Consider the following 19,047-nt stretch of genomic DNA (forward strand, 5'->3'; position numbering starts at 1 on the left):
AGGCGCGGGCAACTCAGGCCACGCGCGGATAGGCGGCGATGGCCTTCTTGAGCTTGTCCAGCGCGGCCTCGTCCAGCGGCAGCACGGGCGAGCGTGCCGGGCCGGCCGGCATGCCCAGCAGGCCGGCGGCGGTCTTGAGCACCACCGGCAAGGTCCCCAGGGCGAAGGCGTCGCGCAACGGGCGCAGCGCTTCCTGGGCCTGGCGGGCGGCGGCGATGTCGCCCTTGTGGAAGTGGTTCCAGATCGACATCACCACGCTCGGTACCGCATTGGTGGTCGCGGCGACGGCACCATCGCCACCGGCCATCAGGGTCCACAGGATCATGGAGTCGGTGCCGGTGAAGACGGCGAAGTCGTCACGCTTGAGGTTGATCAACTGCAGCAGGCGGTCGAAGTCGCCACCGCTGTCCTTGATGCCACGGATGTTCGGGATTTCCGACAGACGGCGCACGGTGTCGATGTTCAACTGCACGCCGGTCTTGGCGGGGATGGTGTAGAGCATCACCGGCAGCGAGGTGGCGCGGGCGATGCTGTCGTAGTGCTTGAACAGCTCGGCCTGGGTGGCGCCGTTGAAATAGGGTGTGATCACCGAGACCGCCTCGATGCCCTGGTCCTGCATCTTGCTGTTCAGGGCGATCACCTCGCGGGTGGCATAGGCACCGGTGCCGGCGATGACCGGCACGCGGCCCTTTGCCTGATCCACGGCGATGCGGGCCACGCGCAGCTTTTCGGCCTCGGACAGGGAGATGAACTCACCATTGGTCCCCAACACGAAAAGACCATGCACGCCGGCCGCGATGAGGCGATCCACCAGCGTGCGCAAGCCCGCTTCGTCGATTTCCTGGTCCGGGGTCAGGGGCGTGATGAGTGCAGGGACGATGCCCTTGAAGTGCAGCGACATGTGATATCTCCGTCTGTTCTTGTGGCGACCGGTGCAGTCCGGCCCCAGTGGATGAGAGTCCTTCCACCTTGCCAAAATGATCGTTTCGATCATTATCTGTAGAGAACAAGTGGCTCGGTGGTGACTCAACGATTTTTTTGATCAAGATAACCTGCTCCAGAAGCGAAATCAAGAGTCTCGGCGAATATTTTGATCGAAATATTCACTAATCACGGCATAGTAATGATGAATTCTTTCCTGGCGGGAAGAATCGGCCTGAAAAACGACCGAGTCGGTCATTCCGAAGCCTCCTACCCTGCCCTTCGATCAGTCGCTGGAAATAGAAAGGACCGGGGATAAGCACCCCGGTCCTGATCTCGCAGCGGCTTGGGGACCGCTTCCCGATCCGCCTGCCTACTGCGGATTCTGGATCGCCTGTGGCAGGTCGCGGCCGTGGTATTTCTTGTAGATGGCATTGAGCTTGCCGTTCTTCTGGTTGGTCCGGACCCAGTTATCGATCCATTCCTTCAGGCGCGGCTGGTTCTTGTTCATGGCGATGCCCAGGTCGAAGGCCTTTTGCTCGAATTTCATTTCCAGGTTCTTGGCGGGGACCTTCTTCTGCATTTCCTGCAGGTTGGACGGCGTGCTGGAGAAGAGGTCGACCTGACCGGTCACCATGGAGGTGATCAGGGTGGCATCGTCTTCGTAACGCACGACCTCGGCGCCCTTGGCGTTCTGCGTGGTCAAGGTGTCATTCGGCGTGGCGCGGGTGACGCCGACGCGCTTGCCCGCGAGGTCGGCATACTCCTTGACGGCCACGCTCTTGGGGCCGCCAATGATGAGACTGATGACGGCATACGGCACCGAGAAGTCGATGACCTTGAGACGCTCAGGCGTGATCGACAGCGAGCCCACCACGATGTCGGCACGATTGGCCTGCAGGGTCGGCACGCGGGCGGCATTGGTGACGCCGGCCAGCTCCAGCTGCACGCCGAGATCCTGCGCCAGCAGGCGCGCGGCATCGACGTCGGAGCCGGCCAGTTGCAGCTTGTCGTCGGTGAAGCCGAACAGTGGTGTGCTGATGGTGGTGGCAATGCGGATCTTGCCGGCCTTGCGGATATCGTCCAGCTGGTCGGCCAGTGCATTCTGGGTCACCAGGCCAAGCAGGATGACGGCCATGGCCGTAGGGGTCCAGCGGGGGAAGGATGGTAAGGGCATGTCTAGTCTCCGTTATAGATATGGGTGATGCAGCAAAGGACGTCGGTGACGTTACAGGTCGGCAGCCAGGAAAGCCTGCAGTTCGGGGGTATGCGGATGGTCCAGCATCTCGCCGGGGCCCACTTCCCAGACCCGGCCCTGATGCATGTAGATGATGCGGTCGGCCACGCGCTTGGCGAAGCTCATCTCGTGCGTCACCAGCAGCATGGTCATGCCGTTGGCGGCCAGATCTTCCATCACGCGCAGCACTTCGCCGGTCAGTTGCGGGTCCAGCGCCGAGGTCACTTCGTCAAACAGCATCACCTTGGGCGACATCGCCAGTGAACGTGCAATGGCCACGCGCTGCTGCTGGCCGCCGGACAGTTGCTCGGGATAGGCTGCGGCCTTTTCGTCCAACCCGACCTGGGCCAGCGCCGCCAGTGCCACGCGCCGCGCCTCGGCCTTGTCCTGCTGCTTGACGTGGCGCAGGGCCAGCATCACGTTCTCCAGCACGTTCAGGTGGGGGAACAGGTTGTAGCTCTGGAAGACGATGCCCACCTCGCGCCGCAGGCGATGCAGGTCCACCTGGGGATCATCGACGCGGATGCCGGCCACCTCGATGCTGCCGGAGTCGATGGTCTCCAGCCGGTCGATGCAGCGCAGCGCCGTGCTCTTGCCCGAGCCGGAGGCGCCGATGATGGCGATCATCTCGCCGCGCGCGACCTCGAAGGAGACGCCCTTCAAGACCTGGTTGTCGCCGAAGCTCTTGTAGACCTGGTCGAGCCTGACGATGACGGGCTGCACCTCCTGGGCGGGTGCAACGGAACGCAGGTGCGTCACCGTCTCCGGATTAACGATTGCCGACATTGAGTTTTCTCTCCATGGATGCGCTCCAGCGCGATAAGGGATAGCAGAGCAGGAAATAGAAGGTGCCGACCAGCACGAATACCAGGAAGGGCTGGAAGATCGAGTTGTTGATGATCTGCCCGGCATGCGTGAGCTCGACGAAACCGATCACCGAGGCCAGCGAGGTCATCTTGATCAGTTGCACCAGGAAGCCGATGGTGGGAGGCAGCGACAAGCGAACCGCCTGCGGGATGATGACCAGGCGCAGCGTCTGCCAGCGCGTCAGAGAGAGGCATTCGGAGGCTTCCCACTGCGGCCGTGGCATGGCCTCCACGCAGCCGCGCCAGATGTCGCCCAGGTAGGCGCTGGCATAGATCATCATCGCGATGCCGGCGGCCACCAGCGCCGGCAGCACCAGCCCGTAGACCGACAACCCGAAGTAGACGATGAACAACAGGATCAAGAGCGGAATGCCCTGTATGCATTCGATGAAGAGCAGCGCCGGTCGCCGCAGCCAGGCCCGGGGCGAGATGCGCGCCAGCATCAACAGGAAACCGCCCACGCCGCCCAGTACGAAGGCCAGCGCCGAGAGCACCAGGGTCCAGCCGATCGACTGCACCAGATAAAAGAAATAGGTCCATGTAAAGCCGCCCATCACGAGACCCTCCCTTCGACCCGCGCGCGCAGGCGCGACGGTGCATGCACGTAGGGCGCATGTGCCAGCGGCGCGGGGCCGGGCGGATCGCCCGCCAGGCCGCGCCGGCCCAGGGCGGCAGCGCGGCGCAGGATGCGGCGACGCTTGAAGATGGTCTCGCCCACGGCATAGGCGATCAGCTTCACCAGCACTGCCAGCACCAGATACAGCAGCGCCACCACGATATAGGTTTCCAGCGAACGGAAGGTATCGGACTGCACGGTATTGGCGATGGCCGTCAGCTCTTCCGCCGAAATCTGCGAGGCCATCGCCGAGGCCTGCATCATCAGCAGGAACTGGCTGGTGAGTGCCGGGTAGACGCGCTCGATGGCTGGCTGCAACATCACATGCCAGCGGATGCGCCAGGTCGACAGGCCCAGGCATTGCGCCGCCTCGATCTGGCCACGCGGCACCGAATCAATGCCGGCGCGAATGATCTCGGCCGCATAGGCAGCGATATTGACGACCATCGCCAGGGTGGCCGCCGCAAAGGTCGGCATGCGCACGCCCAGGCTGGCCAGGCCGAAGTACAACAGGAATATCTGTACCAGAAAGGGGGTGTTGCGCACCACCTCGATATAGCCGCTGCAGACGGTGGCGAGGACGCGATTGCGACTGTTCTTGGCGAACGCGACGAAGATGCCGATGGTCACCCCGGCGATGACCGCCACGCTGGTCATCCTTAGCGTCAGCCAGGCGCCGCGCAGGAACACCGGCCAATAAGGTACGAGTGGTGAGAAATCCAGAGAAAAGTTCATGGCTGCCGGTCCATCAAGGTGGAAGGAAACCGGACATCGGTGCGACGCGTGCGCGATCCTGCTGCGTGCGGGCGGCCCGGTGTGCCGGGTGCTGCCTTGCTGCGATTCAGGTCAAGCTGCTGCTCAAACGCTTACATGCGGGACGGGCCTTGCACGCAGGGGGAAACGCGCTGCACGTCGAGTGCTTTCAGTCTGGCGGGTGAAGGACTTCACGCCGCCGGGGAGGTACTGCGCTGCTGCGGGTACTGCGGATACGGCGGGGATAGATCAGAGAAACGCGGCCTGGCGTGGCACTCAGCCGACCAGGGGATCGAACGGACCGGCGGCCGTGAAGGCGCCGCCCTGCAGGGTCGCCACCGGATCATCCGGGGCCGGCTGCGGCTGCGCTTCGACCTTGGCACGGAAGATCTCGGAACTATCCTTGGGCGCATAACCCAGGTGCGCGGCGTAACGGTTGTCCCACCAGGTGTGGGCATTGGCCGACATGCCATAGACCACGGTATGACCGACACCCGGGGTGAACAGCGAGCGGCGCAGGAGCTGCTCGAAATCGTCCATGCTCATCCAGCTGGCCAGCATGCGGCGATTGGTCGCCTCGGGGAAGATCGAACCGATGCGGATGCTCACCGTCTCCACGCCATAGCGGTCGAAGTAGAACTGCGCCATGTCTTCGCCATAGGACTTGGACAGCCCGTAGTAACCGTCGGGACGACGCAGGTCATGCGCATCGATGCGCTGATCCTGGCGATAGAAACCGGTGACGTGGTTGGAACTGGCGAAGATGACCCGCTTGACGCCATGGCGGCGTGCCGCTTCATAGATGTGGAAGACGCCCTTGATATTGGCTTCCAGGATTTCCTCGAAGGGCCGTTCCACCGACACCCCACCCAGGTGGATGATGGCATCGCAGCCGGCCACCATGGCATCGACCGCAACACGGTCGGCCAGGTCGCACCCCAGTAGCTGCTCGTGGGGCGCTGCCGGGCCGGCCGCCTCCATGGCGCTGGCGAGGTCGGCCAGTCGCACGCTGTCGGCAAAGGATGCCAGGCGCGGGCGCAACTGCTTGCCCACGCCACCGGCTGCGCCGGTCAGCAACAGGCGGGAAAAGCGTGCGGTCTGCCACGCATCGCGATCGGTCTCTGCGCTCATGCGGGCTGTCTCCTGATGGTTGCTCATCGTTGTTGTTGTGGAATCGGGTTCAACGGCGACATCGTGGACAAGATGCCATCGCTGAAAACGATCTTGTACGTTGTCGTATCACCTGCGGATTATTCCCGCCGGGCGAGGCCTTGTCAAATGGATTTATACGGCAAAAAAGGCGCGTCAAAAGCGCGACAACGTAGGCAATTCTCACGGGAAAATCACACGATATACCCTCTATCTCTCAACAAAACAACGTTAACTCGCATCAACTGAGATAAAGCTGATGTCGCGCCCGAAAGTCCTTGAAGCTGGGAATCGCTCTCATCTACAATCTTTTCCATCGGGAAAGCCAAGCTGCAACGCGCCCTCCCCAACGGCTATCGCGGCAGGCAATCCTGCTCCTCCTCCCGCTGCTCCCACAGCCGGACTCCACGTACAAGAAAAGTCACAATCCCATGAATCATCTGAGCAAGCTCAAGATCGGGACCCAGCTGCGTCTCGGCTTCGGCATCGTCATCGCATTGATGCTGGTGCTGATCGCCATCGCGCTGGTCCGCATGCAGTCCATCTCCGGCGCGATGCGCTACCAGAACCAGGTCACCGCCAGCAAGCTGGAACCGCTCTACGTCGCCCGCGAGGCGCTGGACCAGACCGGCATGGCTGCCCGCAACGCCTATATCTTTCGCGATGATGCCGACGCCACCCGCGAACTGGCCCTGCTGGACGAGCAGAAAGCCATCTACCTGGCCGCGCTGCGCCAGCTGGAACCCGTCATGGCGGGCAATGCCCAGTTCGAGAAGGCCAAAAGCGGCCTCCTGAGCATGGCCGACGAACTGAAGCGGCCGCGCCGCTATCGCGAGAGCGGCCAGATGGAAGCCTATGGCCAGTTCCTCGTGAAGGAATGCAGTCCGCTGCGGCGCCAGATCGTCAGTGACATCGACATCCTGCTCAAGACCGTGCAACGTGAAAACCAGCAGGCCGGCGATGCTGCCGAAGCCCTGTTCGACAGCTCGCTGCATCTGATCATGCTGTGTGCCGCGATCATCCTGGCGGTCTCGATCGCCACAGCCTGGCTGATCCGCCGTAGCCTGCTGGGCCAGTTGGGTGGCGAGCCGCGCTATGCGGTGGAAATCGCCGGGCGCATCGCCGACGGCGAACTGGCCACGCCCGTGCATACCGAGCCGGGCGACCGCTCCAGCCTGATCCATGAAATCCGCATCATGCGCGACAAGCTGGCCTCGCTGGTCCAGCAGGTCCGCACCGGGACCCACACCATCGCCAGCGCCTCGACCGAAATCGCCATGGGCAACCAGAACCTGTCGGAGCGAACCGAACAACAGGCCGACATCCTGGAGAAAACCGTCATCGCCATGGACGAACTGAGCCAGGCGGTGCGTCGCAATGCCGACAATGCGCAGCAGGCCGAGGCGCTGGCCACCTCGGCCTCGGACATTGCCAGCCAGGGTGGCGCGGTGGTCCAGCAGGTGGTCGATACCATGGGCGTGATCGATGCCTCCTCGCGCAAGATCGTGGACATCATCAGCGTGATCGACGGCATCGCCTTCCAGACCAATATCCTGGCGCTCAATGCCGCCGTCGAAGCGGCGCGTGCCGGCGAACAGGGGCGCGGCTTTGCGGTCGTGGCATCGGAAGTCCGTTCGCTGGCGCAACGCTCGGCCGCCGCCGCCCGCGAGATCAAGCAGCTCATCGACAGCTCGGTGGCCAGCGTGGCCGATGGCAGCCGCCTGGTGCAACATGCCGGCGGCACCATGCAGGAAGTGGTGACCAGCGTGCAGCGCGTCACCGCCGTGGTGGCCGAGATCAGCGCCGCCGGCCGGCTGCAGTCCGATGGCATCCAGGCGATGCAGCGCGCCATCTCGCGTCTGGATGAAAACACCCAGCAGAACGCCGCCCTGGTCGAAGAAGCCGCAGCAGCCTCGCAATCGATGAGCCAGCAGGCCGACCATCTGAACCATCTGGTGGATGCCTTCAAGCTCAGTGCGGCGCAGATGGAAGGTCAGCAGGCGCAAGAAGAGGGAGAACGTCGCACCATCGATATCACGCCCGCGCGCGCCAGCCTCGGTCTGCGCTGATCCAGGAAGAAATGGAGATAGAAACGCCGCGACCCGGTAACAGGTCGCGGCGTTTCATCTTGTGAGCCGGCCCCTGCAATCAGGAAGGCGCACCCTTGTCCGCAGCCGAGGCCGAAGCCGACGCTGACTGGGTCTGCTCATTCCAGCCACCGCCCAGCACCTTGTAGAGCGTGATGCGATTGCTCTGCTCGGTCAGTCGCAGCGAGATCAGGGTCTGTTGCGCCGAATAGAGCGTGCGCTGCGCCACCAGCGTCGTGAGGTAGCTGTCGATGCCGTTCTTGTAGCGTGCCTCGGACAGGCGGAATGCCTTGTCGCTGGCGGCGGTCGCCTTGCCCTGGGCGTCCAGTCGCTGGTCCAGCGTGGCGCGCACGGCCAGTGCATCGGCCACTTCGCGGAAGGCGGTCTGGATGGCCTTCTCGTAATTGGCCACGTCGATGTTGCGCGTGATCTTGGCCGCATCCAGGCTGGCGCGCAAGCTGCCGGCATTGAAGATGGGCAGGTTGATCGAGGGCACGAAGCTCCAGCTGCCGCTGCCGGCCTTGAACAGCCCGCCCAGCGTGCGACTGGCGGTGCCGCCATCGGCGGTGAGTGAAATGCTGGGGAAGAAGGCCGCACGCGCCGCACCGATATCGGCATTGGCGGACTTGAGCGTATGCTCGGCCGCCAACACGTCGGGACGACGCAGCAGCACCGCCGAAGGCAGGCCGGACGGGGTGGAGGGCAGCACGCTGGCGGTTTCCGGCAGGCCGCTGGGCAAGAGCGCCGCATCGATATCCGCGCCCACCAGCAGACGCAGCGCATTGAGGTCCTGCGCCACCTGGCTGGTATAGCTGGCCACGTCGGCGCGGGCGCTTTCCACGGTGGCTTCCTGGCTGGCCAGGTCGACCCCGGAGACAGTCCCGATCTCATGACTGCGCTGGCTCAGTTCGAAGGTCCGTGACTGGCTGGCATAGGTGTCCTGCGCCAGCTTCAGGCGCTCGCGGTCGGAGGCCAGCGTGAGCCAGGCCGTGGCGACCTCGGCCACCAGGCTGATGTGGGTGCTGCGGCGTGTCTCGACCTGGTACTGGTAGGTTTCCAGCGCAGCATCGGAGAGGTTCTTCAGGCGACCGAAGAAATCCAGCTCGTAGGCGCTGATGCCCACGGTAACGCTCTGCTGGCGCGTCACCGTGGCGCGGCCGCTGGTGGACAATTCGGCCGGCGTGCGGCTGGCGCTGCTGGTGCCGGTGGCGGAGATGGCCGGATAGCGGTCGGCATCGGCGATGCGATATTCGGCACGCGCCTTCTCGATGTTCAGGGCGGCCACGCGCAGGTCGCGGTTGTTGTCCAGCGCGGCGGCGATCACCTGCTGCAGGCGCGGGTCGAGGAAGAATTCACGCCAGCCCAACTGGTCGGCATCGATCTCGCCGGCCGCGCGCGAACCACTGGTGACCAAGGGCTTGCCATCGACCTGTTGCGACCAGTTGGCCGGAACCGGCGCGGCCGGCTGCGCATAGTCTGGCGCGAGGTTCGCGCAGCCGGCCAGGGCAGCGCTCAGGGCCAGCGCCAGGACGGTGCGCAGGTGTTTCTCATGAATCATCGGGCGCATCATCACAGGCCCTCCTTTGGCATGGCGTGATCGTCATCCCGGCGCGGTCTGGCCGCGGCGCGGCGGTCCAGCCAGGTGCCGATCAGGTAATAGAACAAGGGCACGAAGAAGATGCCCAGCATGGTGGCCGACAGCATCCCGCCCAGCACACCGGTACCGATGGCGCGGCGGCTGGCCGAACCGGCACCGCTGGCCAGGGCCAGTGGCAGCACGCCGAACATGAAGGCCAGCGAGGTCATCAGGATCGGTCGCAGGCGCAGTTGCACCGCCTCCAGCGTGGCATCGCGCAGGCTCTTGCCGGACTCGTGCAACTGCTTGGCGAACTCCACGATCAGGATCGCATTCTTGGCCGACAGGCCCACCGTGGTCAGCAGGCCGACCTGGAAATACACGTCATTGGACATGCCGAAGATCCCTGTGAGCAGCACGGTACCGACGATCCCCAGCGGCACCGCCAGGATCACCGCGAAGGGCACCGACCAGCTCTCGTAGAGCGCCGCCAGGCAGAGGAACACGAACAGGATGGAAATCGCGTACAGCATCGGTGCCTGGTTGCCCGAGAGCCGCTCCTGGTAGGACGAACCGGTCCACTCGAAACCGATGCCCGCGGGCAGTTGCGCCACCAGCTTTTCCACCTCCGCCATGGCGGTCCCCGAACTCACCCCGGCCGCCGGCTCACCGACGATCTCGAAGGAGGACACGCCGTTGTAGCGTTCCAGCAGCGACGGTCCGTAGGTCCATTTGCTGCTCATGAAGGCCGAGAACGGCACCATCTGGCTGGCCGAATTGCGCACATACCAGCGGTTCAGATCATCGGCCTGCATGCGGAACGGTGCATCACCCTGCACATAGACCTTCTTGACCCGCCCATTGCTGAGGAAGTCGTTGACGTAGGTACCGCCCATGGCGGTGGCCAGGGTGGCATTGATGTCGGAGGTCGCAATCGACAGCGCATCAGCCTTGCGGTCGTCGATGGCCACGCGCAGCTGCGGGGTATCGTCCAGGCCGGTGGTGCGCACGTTGGCCAACAGCGCATTGCTGCGCGCCAGCTGCAGGAACTGGTCGCGCGCCTTCAGCAGGGCATCGTGACCCACACCACCGACGTCCTTCAGTTCGAGGTCGAAGCCGGAACTCTGGCCCAGGCCACGCACCGCCGGCGGGTTCATCAGGAACACCCGCGCACCACGGATCTTGGACAGGTCCGCATTGGCACGACGCACCAGCGCCGAGGCCGACTGGTCAGCACCGGTGCGCGCATCCCAGGGCTTGAGGCGGATGAAGGCCCGCGCACCATTCTGGCTGTTGCCGCCCACGCCGGCACCGACGATGGCCAGCACCGAATCGACCGACTCTGGCTTGTTCATGAAGTATTCCTGCACGGTCTTGACCACGGTAGCGGTCTGCTCGGCCGTGGCGCCGGTGGGCAGCTGGATCTGCGCCATCAGTACGCCCTGGTCTTCTTCCGGCAGGAAGGAGGTGGGCAGGCGCATGAACAGGATCGCCATGGCCGCCGCGATCAGGGCATACATCAGCAGGCCGCGCTTGCCACGCCGCAGCAGGCCGGCCACGCCACCCTGGTAGCGCGTGGCGCTGCGATCGAAGGTGCGGTTGAACCAGGTGAAGAAACGGCCCTGCTGCACATGGCCGGCGGCATGGGGCTTCAACAGTGTGGCGCACAGCGCCGGGGTCAGGGTCAGCGCCACCATCACCGACAGCGCCATGGCCGAGACGATGGTGATGGAGAACTGGCGATAGATCACGCCGGTGGAGCCACCGAAGAAGGCCATCGGAATGAACACTGCCGACAGCACCATGGCAATGCCCACCAGCGCGCCGGTGATCTCCTGCATGGACTTGCGGGTAGCCTCACGGGGACTGAGTTTTTCCTCGCTCATCAGGCGTTCGACGTTCTCGACCACCACGATGGCATCGTCCACCAGCAGGCCGATGGCCAGCACCAGACCGAACATGGTCAGCGTGTTGATCGAATAGCCGAACATGGCGAGGATGCCGAAGGTCCCCAGCAGCACCACCGGCACCGTGATGGCCGGGATGAAGGTGGCCCGCAGGTTCTGCAGGAACAGGTACATGATCAGCACCACCAGCACGATGGCCTCGATCAGGGTCTTGACCACCTCTTCCAGCGACACCCGCACGAAGGGCGTGGTGTCATAGGCGACATTGGTCTTGAGCTTCATGGAGGCGGGGAAGTACGGCTCCAGCTCGGCCATCTTCTGCTTGACCGCATCGGCCGTGGCCAGCGCATTGGCGCCGGTGGCCAGCTGGATGGCCAGCGCCGAGGACGGCTTGCCGTTCTGCTGCGAGGCCACCTGGTAGCTCTCGCCACCGAGTTCCACCCGCGCCACGTCGGAGAGCTTGACCAGCGAACCGTCGGCTGAGGACTTGACGATGATGTTGCGGAATTCATCGGGCGTGGTCAGCTTGCTGCGCGCGGTGATGGTGGCATTGATCTGCTGTCCGGGCCGGGCCGGCAGCGCACCGATCTCGCCGGCGGAGACTTCGGTGTTCTGGGCTTCCAGGGCGCTGGTGACGTCGGACGGCATCAGCGCATATTTCTGCAGCTTGGCCGGGTCGATCCAGATGCGCATCGCATAATTGGTACCGAAGGCGGTAACGTCACCCACGCCCTCGACCCGGCTGATCTGATCGGTCAGGGTGCTGCTGATGAAGTCGCCGATATCGATGCTGGTGATGCGCGGATCATCCGAGGTCAGCGACAACACCATCAGGATGTCGGTGGAAGCCTTGGTGACCGTCACGCCGTTGTTCTGCACCGCCTGCGGCAGTCGCGCCGTGACCTGCTGCAGCTTGTTCTGCACCTGCATCTGCGCCACGTCCGGATTGGTGCCGGCGGTGAAGGTGAGCGACACCGTGGCGCTGCCGGCCGAGCTGGAGCTGGCCGACATGTATTGCAGGTTGTCCAGGCCCTTCATCTGCTGCTCGATGACCTGGGTCACCGAATCCTCCAGGGTCTTGGCCGAGGCACCGGTATAGGTGGCCTTGATGTTGACCTTGGGTGGGGCGATGTCGGGATACTGCTCCAGCGACAACGAACGGATGGCCATCAGGCCGCCCAGCATGATGATGATGGCGATGACCCATGCGAAGATGGGCCGGTCGATGAAGAAACGTGCCATGTGCGCCCCGCTTACTTCGACTTGGCGCCGGCGGCGTTGTCGGTGGTGGTGGTCGCGGAGCTGGCGCTGCCATTGTCAGCGTCAGCGTTGTCGGCATCGCCTCCCAGCGAGGGATCGGCGGCCGCGGCGGCGGCTTCGTTGGCCAGGTCCTTCTTCAGGCTGTCGGTGATGTCGATGGCACGCGGGGTATCGCCGGTGCGCACCTTCTGCAGACCGTCGACGATGAGCTTGTCACCCTCCTTCAGCCCCTTGCTGATCCACCAGTTGTTGCCCACCGCGCGCGCCACGGTGACCAGGCGCTGTTCCACCTTGCCATTGGCACCCAGCACCAGGGCCGTGGCCGCCCCGGTCTGGTCGCGGCTGACCGCCTTCTGCGGCACCAGCAGGGCATGCTCGTCCACACCCTCCTCCAGCACCGCCCGCACATAGGCGCCCGGCAGCAACACACCGTCCGGATTGGGGACCACTGCGCGCAGGGTGATCATGCCGGTACCGGTATCGACCGACAGGCCGGTGAATTCCAGCCGGCCGGAGCGCTCGTAGGTGGAGCCGTCTTCCAGCAGGATCTTGACCTGGGCGGCGTTCTCGCCGCTCTTCCTGATCTGGCCGCTGGCCAGTTCGCGACGCAGGCGCAACAGGTCTACCGTGGACTGGGTGACGTCCACGTAGATCGGATCGATCTGCTGCACGGTGGTCAGCGCCGTGGTCTGGCTGGCGGTCACCAGCGCGCCGGGCGTGACCGAGGACTTCTCGATGCGGCCGGAAATGGGCGAGAGGATCTTGGTGTACTGCAGGTTGATGGCCGCCGTCTGCACGGCCGCCTTCTGCACTTCGACGTCGGCCTGGTTCTGGCGCAGGGTGCTCTGGGCGTCGTCGTTATCCTGTTTGGAGACGGCGTCGATCTTGTTGAGTTCGGCGTAGCGCTGGGCCTTCAGCCTGGACGAAGCCAGCGTGGCCTCGGCCTTGAGCAGCGATGCTTTGGCGCTGTCGTAGGCCGCCTGGTAGCTGGCCGGGTCGATCTGGTACAGCGGCTGACCAGCCTTGACCTTGGCGCCCTCCTTGAACAGCCGCTTCTGGATGATGCCGCCCACCTGCGGGCGGATATCGGCGGCCAGGTAGGCACTGGTACGGCCGGGCAATTCGGTGGTCACTGTCTGTCGCTGGGCCTTGACCACCACGTAACCGACCTCGGCCTGGGCCGCTGCCTTGGGCGCCTCGCCGGAGCGGGAGCAGGCCGCCAGGGTCGCGGCCAGCAGGGCGGCCAGGGTCAGGGTGCGCAGCAGGCGGGACGGATTCTGGCGCAGCAGGGGCAGGGCTTGGGAGCGGAAATCGGGCATCGGGGCGGCTTTCTGCCAGGAACACCTGCCGCCATAGGCAGGCAATCCGGGCGCAATGAGCTATCGGACCCGTGATTATGAAAAGCAAATGTGAAGGAAAATTGAGCGCAGCCACTTTCGCCCCGGAATGAAACAGATCGCTCCCCGGCCCTCGCCGCCATGCGACTATCTTGTTAAGCTGGCGCCTTGTCCTGTCATTCCCGGCCCCCGTGTTCAAGTCCATCGCCCACTCGCTGGCGGCGCTGTCCGACCGCTTCTTCCACCGCGCCAACATCCGCCTGAAACTGTTCTACGCGATGCTGGCGCTGATCGTGGCGCTGATCGCCGCCATCAATGGCGCCGGGCACTACATCTTCAACCGCGACTTCCTCGGCTATCTCAACGAGCAGGCCCAGCAGCGCATGGAAGACATGGTGCCGCGCCTGGAACAGGCCTATCGCGAACACGGCAACTGGGACTTCATCCGTGGCCAGCCACGGGTCTGGTTCGAACTGATGAAACCGGCCATCGTCGAGCACAATGGCGTGGTGCCGCCGCCTGGCCCCCCGCTGACCCCATCCGACCTGACCGGCGCCACGCTGCGCTTTTCCTTGCTGGATGCCCATCGACAACTGGTGATCGGCTACCCCAACATCGGTCCCGATGCGCGCCTGCGACCGCTGCTGCTGGATGACGTGATCGTGGGCTGGGTGGCGCAGACGCCCTTCGAAAACGTGATCGGTGCCATCGACCTGCGCTTCCAGCAGAGCCAGTTCCTGGCCCAGCTCATCATTGCGGTGGTGGCGGTGATGCTGGCGGCGTTTCTGGTGGTGCGCATCTCCGGCGTGCTGACGCGCCCGCTCACCCGCGTGGCGCGCGCCACCCACCGGCTGGCCGGCGGCGACTACGCTACCCGGGTGGAGGTCGAATCCGGCGATGAAGTGGGGCGACTGGCGCAGGACTTCAACCAGCTGGCCATGACGCTGGAGCGCAACGAGCAATTGCGGCGCGAATTCATGGCCGACGTCTCGCATGAACTGCGCACGCCGCTGGGCATCCTCAACGGTCAGCTGGAAGCACTGGAAGACGGCGTCATGCAACCGGACGCGCAGACGCTGCGCTCGCTCAAGAGCGAGGTGGGACATCTCAACAAGCTGGTGGGTGATCTTTACGACCTGTCCCTGGCCGATGCAGGTGCGCTGGCCTATCGCCAGACGGACATGGACCTGTTGCCACTGTTGCGTGCCAGCGTGCAGGTCTATGGCGAGCGCTTCAGCCAGCGCGGCCTGGCCCTGACCGCGCAACTACCGGCGGCCATGCCGGTGCATGCCGATGGCGCGCGCCTGCAGCAACTGTTCAACAACCTCTTCGAAAACAGCCTGCGCTACACCGATGCCGGCGGCGGCCTGCACCTGCAGGCCAGCCTGCAGGAACAACACTGGCATCTGGTCTTCGACGACAGCGCACCGGGCGTGCCGCCGGAGGCGATGGCGCGCCTGTTCGAGCGTTTCTTCCGGGTCGAGAGTTCGCGAAACCGCGCCAGTGGTGGCGCCGGGCTCGGGCTGGCGATCTGCCGCCGCATCGTCGATGCGCACCAGGGCAGCATTGCGGCCAGCGCCTCGCCCATGGGTGGCCTGCGCGTCACGGTGGTGCTGCCGGCGCGGTTCGAGGAGCAGCCATGAGCGAAGCCTTCCACTTCCAGCCGCCCCAGAGCGCCGACATCCTCATCGTCGAGGATGAGCCCAAGCTGGCCGAACTGCTGCAGAAATATCTCGCTGCAGCCGGCTACCAGTCACGCCATGTGGCGCGGGGCGATGCCGTCGTCGCGGCGGTGCAGCAGCAGCGTCCGGACCTGATCCTGCTCGATATCATGCTGCCGGGAATGGATGGCTGGGAAATCTGCCGCCGCCTGCGCAGCTTCTGCGACGTGCCCATCCTGATGCTGACCGCCCGCGCCGAAGAAGAGGATCGCCTGCGTGGTCTGGAACTGGGGGCGGACGACTACATCAGCAAGGCACCGTTTTCGCCGCGTGAAGTGGTGGCGCGGGTCAAGTCCATGCTCAGGCGCAATGCGCTGGTGCAACGCGCACAGGCACAGACGAGTCCGACCGCTGCGGAGTTGCTGCACATCGACGAACTGCGGCATCAGGCCAGCGTGCGCGGCGAGCCGCTGAACCTGACGCCACTGGAACTGCGCCTGCTCAAGACCTTCGCCGCCGCACCGGGCCAGGTATTTTCACGCGAGCAGTTGCTCAACCACCTGCACGACGACGACCGCCCGGTCACCGACCGCGTCATCGATACCCACATCAAGAACCTGCGGCGCAAGCTGGAGCCGTTCTTCCCTGGTCATAACGCGATCCAGGCGGTGTACGGGGTGGGGTATTGCTTCGAGTTGCCGTCGTCATAGCGACCGGCCGCGCAACGAAAAAATTTGGCGAAAGAACCTTAGTTCCAAACAGAATCGATCAATCAGGAAAATGAGGCTTACCGTCCGCTGGCAGCAGCGGCCGCTACCGGATTTTCAGGAAACGGAAAGGAACAGGACTCTTGGGAGATGACCTGCAAGCACGTCTGGCTGTTGCATCCACAGTCACTATGGGCGGAGCACATGCGGGTCAACATCAAGAAAATCTTCGGCAAATTCGATCTCGGCTTTGTACTCGACAAACACAGTCTGTATAGCATTCCGACCGGCCATGACGAATATGGCCACATGCTGTTCGACACCAGGCGCAGCGACGTGGGGGAGGCGCTCTACCAGCTCAAGTACCGGCAGCAGCGGCAATATGTTCTCCCCCTGGCACGGGCAATACAAAGCAGTATCCTGCCCTTGTTACCAGCGTTCGGCCTGATCATCCCGATGGCTGCAAGTGCAGGGCGGGCGGTGCAACCGGTCACGGCTGTGGCAGATATGCTGGGTCAGATCACTGGCAAGCCAGTCTTTGGACTGTTACGCAAGACAGCAAGCGGGCCGGCGTTGAAGGACCTTCATGTACGCTCAGAAAAGGAGGCAGCCCTCGCCGGAACCCTCACCCTGCACCGGCTGATTACCAATACGGGGAGGTGGAACGCGCTGCTTTTGGACGACCTGTATCACACCGGGGCCACACTCGATGCGGCGTCCGATGTACTACGGACTTATGAGAAAATCGGGCAGATTTATGTGGCGGCGCTGACATGGAGGTAGATCAATGACGACCGTTTTTATTGGCGGGTCGATCGCCATCCGGCACCTGGATGCCAAGGTGCAGGACCGGATCATGAACATCGTGCATCAGAAATTCGATGTGATCGTCGGAGATGCCGACGGCGCGGACGCGTCCATTCAGCAGTTCCTGGCCGACCAACGCTACCAGCATGTCACCGTCTTCTGCACCGGCAACGTCCCGCGCAACAACATTGGCCAATGGGCCATACGCCAGGTCAAGAGCTACCACAGTCCCGGATCGAGAGCCTATTTCACGGCGAAGGACCTGGCGATGGCGGAAGCGGCCGATTCCGGTCTGATGATCTGGGATGCAAAGAGTACCGGCACGCTGAGCAACGTGATCGAACTGCTCAGCCGAAAAAAATATTCCTTGGCTTTTGTGGACAAGCTGAAGAGCTTTCACGCAATCAAGAGCGTGGAGGCACTCGAACAATTGTTGAACTACATGCCGTCTCCGGACCGCAGGAAAGCCGATGTCAAGATCGGCCTGTCCGAGAAGGTCAGCGTGCTACGCTCACGCGAACTGCAGTTGTCCCTGCTGGCGGAACGCCCCGCCATCATTGCGCATCACTGAGCAGCGACCGGCATCAGCGCTGGATCTTGAACACGCTCACCACCTGCGTCAACCGTCCGGCCTGGTCCTGTAGCGACTGCGCGGCGGCAGCGGCTTCTTCCACCAGCGCGGCGTTCTGCTGTGTGACTTCGTCCATCTGGGTGATGGCGCGGTTGATCTCCTCGATGCCGGTGCTCTGCTCGTGGCTGGCGGCGCTGATCTCGGCCACCACGTCGGTGACGCGGCGCACGCTGGCGACCACCTCGCTCATGGTGGCACCGGCGCGCTCGACCAGTTGACTGCCGGCGCCGACCTTTTCCACCGAATCATCGATGAGCTGCTTGATCTCCTTGGCCGCCGAGGCCGAGCGCTGGGCCAGTGAGCGCACTTCCGAGGCCACCACGGCGAAGCCGCGACCCTGCTCGCCGGCACGCGCCGCTTCCACCGCGGCATTGAGCGCCAGGATGTTGGTCTGGAAGGCGATGCCGTCGATCACGCTGATGATGTCGGCAATCCGGCTGGAGCTCTCGGTGATGCCTTCCATGGTCTGCACCACCTGGTGCACCACTTCGCCCCCCTGGCTGGCGATGTCGGAGGCCGAGGCCGCCAACTGGTTGGCCTGGCGGGCGTTGTCGGCATTCTGCTTGACGGTGGAGGTCAGCTCTTCCATGGCCGAGGCGGTCTCTTCCAGCGAGCCGGCCTGTTGCTCGGTGCGCGAGGACAGATCGAGGTTGCCGGTGGCGATTTCCTGCGAGGCAGTGGTGATGGCATCGGTGCCGGTACGTACCTCGGAGACGATCTTGTGCAGGCTGTCGTTCATGGCGCGCAGGGACTGCATCAGCATGCCCGTTTCATCCTTGCTGTGGGAGTGGATTTCCACCGTCAGGTCGCCTTGCGCCACGCGTTCGGCCACGCTCACCGCCTCGTTCAGGGGCCGCGACACCGCGCGCGCCACCGCCACCGCCAGCGCAAAGGCGATGATCACGATGGCCGCCAGCAAGCCGATGATCCACTTGCGGGCAGCGTCGAACACGTCGCCGGCCTCCTGGTCGGAGCGGGCGCTGCCGGCGTCATTGATCTTGACGATCTCGTCCATGTTTTCCAGCATGCTGCGGAAGGTCTTGTTGGAATCGCCCTTGAACATGGTACGGGCATCTTCTTCCTTGCCTTCGCCGGAGATGTCGGCGAGCTTGCGGTTGATCTCCAGGTAACTGGCAAAATTCTTGGAAAACTTTTCGTAGACAAGCTTCTCTTCCGCCTCCGAGATCTGCTTTTCGTAGGTGGCGCGCTGCTTGGCCAGGATCTCCAGGCGCGACTTGATGGCCTTGAGGGCGTCTTCGCGTTCGGCAGGGTTGGCCGCGGTGATCATCTGCAGTTCGGAGATGCGCATGCGCGGCAGCGAAGCCTGGATGGCCTGCGCTGCCTTGATGGTCGGCAGCCAGTTGCTGGCCATGTCGGTGGAGGCCTGGTTCACCGCCTTGAGCTCGCGGATCGCAAATACCCCCAGGATGACCGTCAGGATGATGACGGCGGCAAAGGAAAGGATCAGTTTCCGGGCGATCTTCAGATTGTTGAACCAGTTCATGTATGCCTCGTTATTCTCACAGTGCTGG

15 protein-coding genes are annotated in these 19,047 nt (G+C 63.9%); 5 read left to right on the forward strand and 10 right to left on the reverse strand.

Annotated features, from left to right (window positions below):
• Positions 1 to 13: 13 nt before the first annotated feature.
• From dapA to I5R65_RS19605, 6 genes are all read right to left on the reverse strand, one after another.
• On the reverse strand, positions 14 to 901 hold the full coding sequence (gene dapA / locus I5R65_RS19580) for a 4-hydroxy-tetrahydrodipicolinate synthase (protein ID WP_180666760.1): 888 nt from the start codon (positions 899 to 901) through the stop codon (positions 14 to 16).
• Positions 902 to 1,294: 393 nt separating this feature from the next.
• On the reverse strand, positions 1,295 to 2,059 hold the full coding sequence (locus tag I5R65_RS19585; protein WP_370460927.1) for a transporter substrate-binding domain-containing protein: 765 nt from the start codon (positions 2,057 to 2,059) through the stop codon (positions 1,295 to 1,297).
• A gap of 90 nt (positions 2,060 to 2,149) precedes the next feature.
• Entirely contained in the window at positions 2,150 to 2,944 is a 795-nt protein-coding gene (locus I5R65_RS19590) for an amino acid ABC transporter ATP-binding protein (RefSeq protein ID WP_231395257.1), read from the reverse strand.
• On the reverse strand, positions 2,928 to 3,581 hold the full coding sequence (locus tag I5R65_RS19595; RefSeq protein ID WP_180666764.1) for an amino acid ABC transporter permease: 654 nt from the start codon (positions 3,579 to 3,581) through the stop codon (positions 2,928 to 2,930). The genes I5R65_RS19590 and I5R65_RS19595 overlap by 17 nt, the downstream gene beginning before the upstream one ends.
• Positions 3,578 to 4,375: an amino acid ABC transporter permease gene (locus I5R65_RS19600; RefSeq protein WP_180666766.1), complete on the reverse strand. Its 798-nt coding sequence runs from the start codon at positions 4,373 to 4,375 to the stop codon at positions 3,578 to 3,580. The genes I5R65_RS19595 and I5R65_RS19600 overlap by 4 nt, the downstream gene beginning before the upstream one ends.
• Positions 4,376 to 4,669: 294 nt before the next feature.
• Positions 4,670 to 5,524: an NAD(P)-dependent oxidoreductase gene (locus tag I5R65_RS19605; protein ID WP_180666768.1), complete on the reverse strand. Its 855-nt coding sequence runs from the start codon at positions 5,522 to 5,524 to the stop codon at positions 4,670 to 4,672.
• Positions 5,525 to 5,973: 449 nt separating this feature from the next.
• On the opposite strand from I5R65_RS19605, the gene I5R65_RS19610 reads away from it, so the two are divergent.
• The gene (locus tag I5R65_RS19610; RefSeq protein ID WP_180666770.1) at positions 5,974 to 7,611 is read left to right on the forward strand and encodes a methyl-accepting chemotaxis protein; all 1,638 of its coding nucleotides are present in this window, start codon (positions 5,974 to 5,976) and stop codon (positions 7,609 to 7,611) included.
• 79 nt (positions 7,612 to 7,690) lie between these two features.
• Here the strand turns inward: I5R65_RS19610 and I5R65_RS19615 are convergent, their stop codons facing one another.
• From I5R65_RS19615 to I5R65_RS19625, 3 genes are read right to left on the reverse strand one after another with little or no spacing between them, the layout of a single operon-like run.
• Complete coding sequence (locus tag I5R65_RS19615; RefSeq protein WP_305037728.1) at positions 7,691 to 9,199, reverse strand: efflux transporter outer membrane subunit; 1,509 nt, start codon at positions 9,197 to 9,199, stop codon at positions 7,691 to 7,693.
• Positions 9,199 to 12,354, reverse strand: coding sequence for an efflux RND transporter permease subunit (locus tag I5R65_RS19620; protein ID WP_180666772.1), 3,156 nt, complete (start codon positions 12,352 to 12,354; stop codon positions 9,199 to 9,201). The genes I5R65_RS19615 and I5R65_RS19620 overlap by 1 nt, the downstream gene beginning before the upstream one ends.
• 11 nt (positions 12,355 to 12,365) lie before the next feature.
• The gene (locus I5R65_RS19625; RefSeq protein WP_219341763.1) at positions 12,366 to 13,691 is read right to left on the reverse strand and encodes an efflux RND transporter periplasmic adaptor subunit; all 1,326 of its coding nucleotides are present in this window, start codon (positions 13,689 to 13,691) and stop codon (positions 12,366 to 12,368) included.
• Positions 13,692 to 13,900: 209 nt separating this feature from the next.
• On the opposite strand from I5R65_RS19625, the gene I5R65_RS19630 reads away from it, so the two are divergent.
• The 4 genes from I5R65_RS19630 (at position 13,901) to I5R65_RS19645 (ending at position 17,455) form a co-directional block, all read left to right on the forward strand.
• Positions 13,901 to 15,352 carry an ATP-binding protein gene (locus I5R65_RS19630; RefSeq protein WP_370460922.1) on the forward strand — a complete coding sequence of 484 codons (1,452 nt, stop codon included), beginning with the start codon at positions 13,901 to 13,903 and terminating at the stop codon, positions 15,350 to 15,352.
• Positions 15,349 to 16,080, forward strand: a complete 732-nt coding sequence (locus I5R65_RS19635; protein WP_180666775.1) for a response regulator — start codon at positions 15,349 to 15,351, stop codon at positions 16,078 to 16,080. The genes I5R65_RS19630 and I5R65_RS19635 overlap by 4 nt, the downstream gene beginning before the upstream one ends.
• A gap of 147 nt (positions 16,081 to 16,227) precedes the next feature.
• A complete protein-coding gene (locus I5R65_RS19640) occupies positions 16,228 to 16,860 on the forward strand; it encodes a ComF family protein (protein ID WP_231395258.1) in 633 nt (210 codons plus the stop codon).
• 4 nt (positions 16,861 to 16,864) lie between these two features.
• Positions 16,865 to 17,455 carry a hypothetical protein gene (locus tag I5R65_RS19645; RefSeq protein WP_180666779.1) on the forward strand — a complete coding sequence of 197 codons (591 nt, stop codon included), beginning with the start codon at positions 16,865 to 16,867 and terminating at the stop codon, positions 17,453 to 17,455.
• Between the two features lie 13 nt (positions 17,456 to 17,468).
• Here I5R65_RS19645 and I5R65_RS19650 read toward each other — a convergent pair whose 3' ends face one another.
• Positions 17,469 to 19,019, reverse strand: a complete 1,551-nt coding sequence (locus I5R65_RS19650; protein ID WP_180666781.1) for a methyl-accepting chemotaxis protein — start codon at positions 19,017 to 19,019, stop codon at positions 17,469 to 17,471.
• Positions 19,020 to 19,047: the final 28 nt, after the last annotated feature.

The organism is Herbaspirillum sp. AP02 (assembly GCF_015767275.1).
Lineage (GTDB): Bacteria > Pseudomonadota > Gammaproteobacteria > Burkholderiales > Burkholderiaceae_D > Herbaspirillum.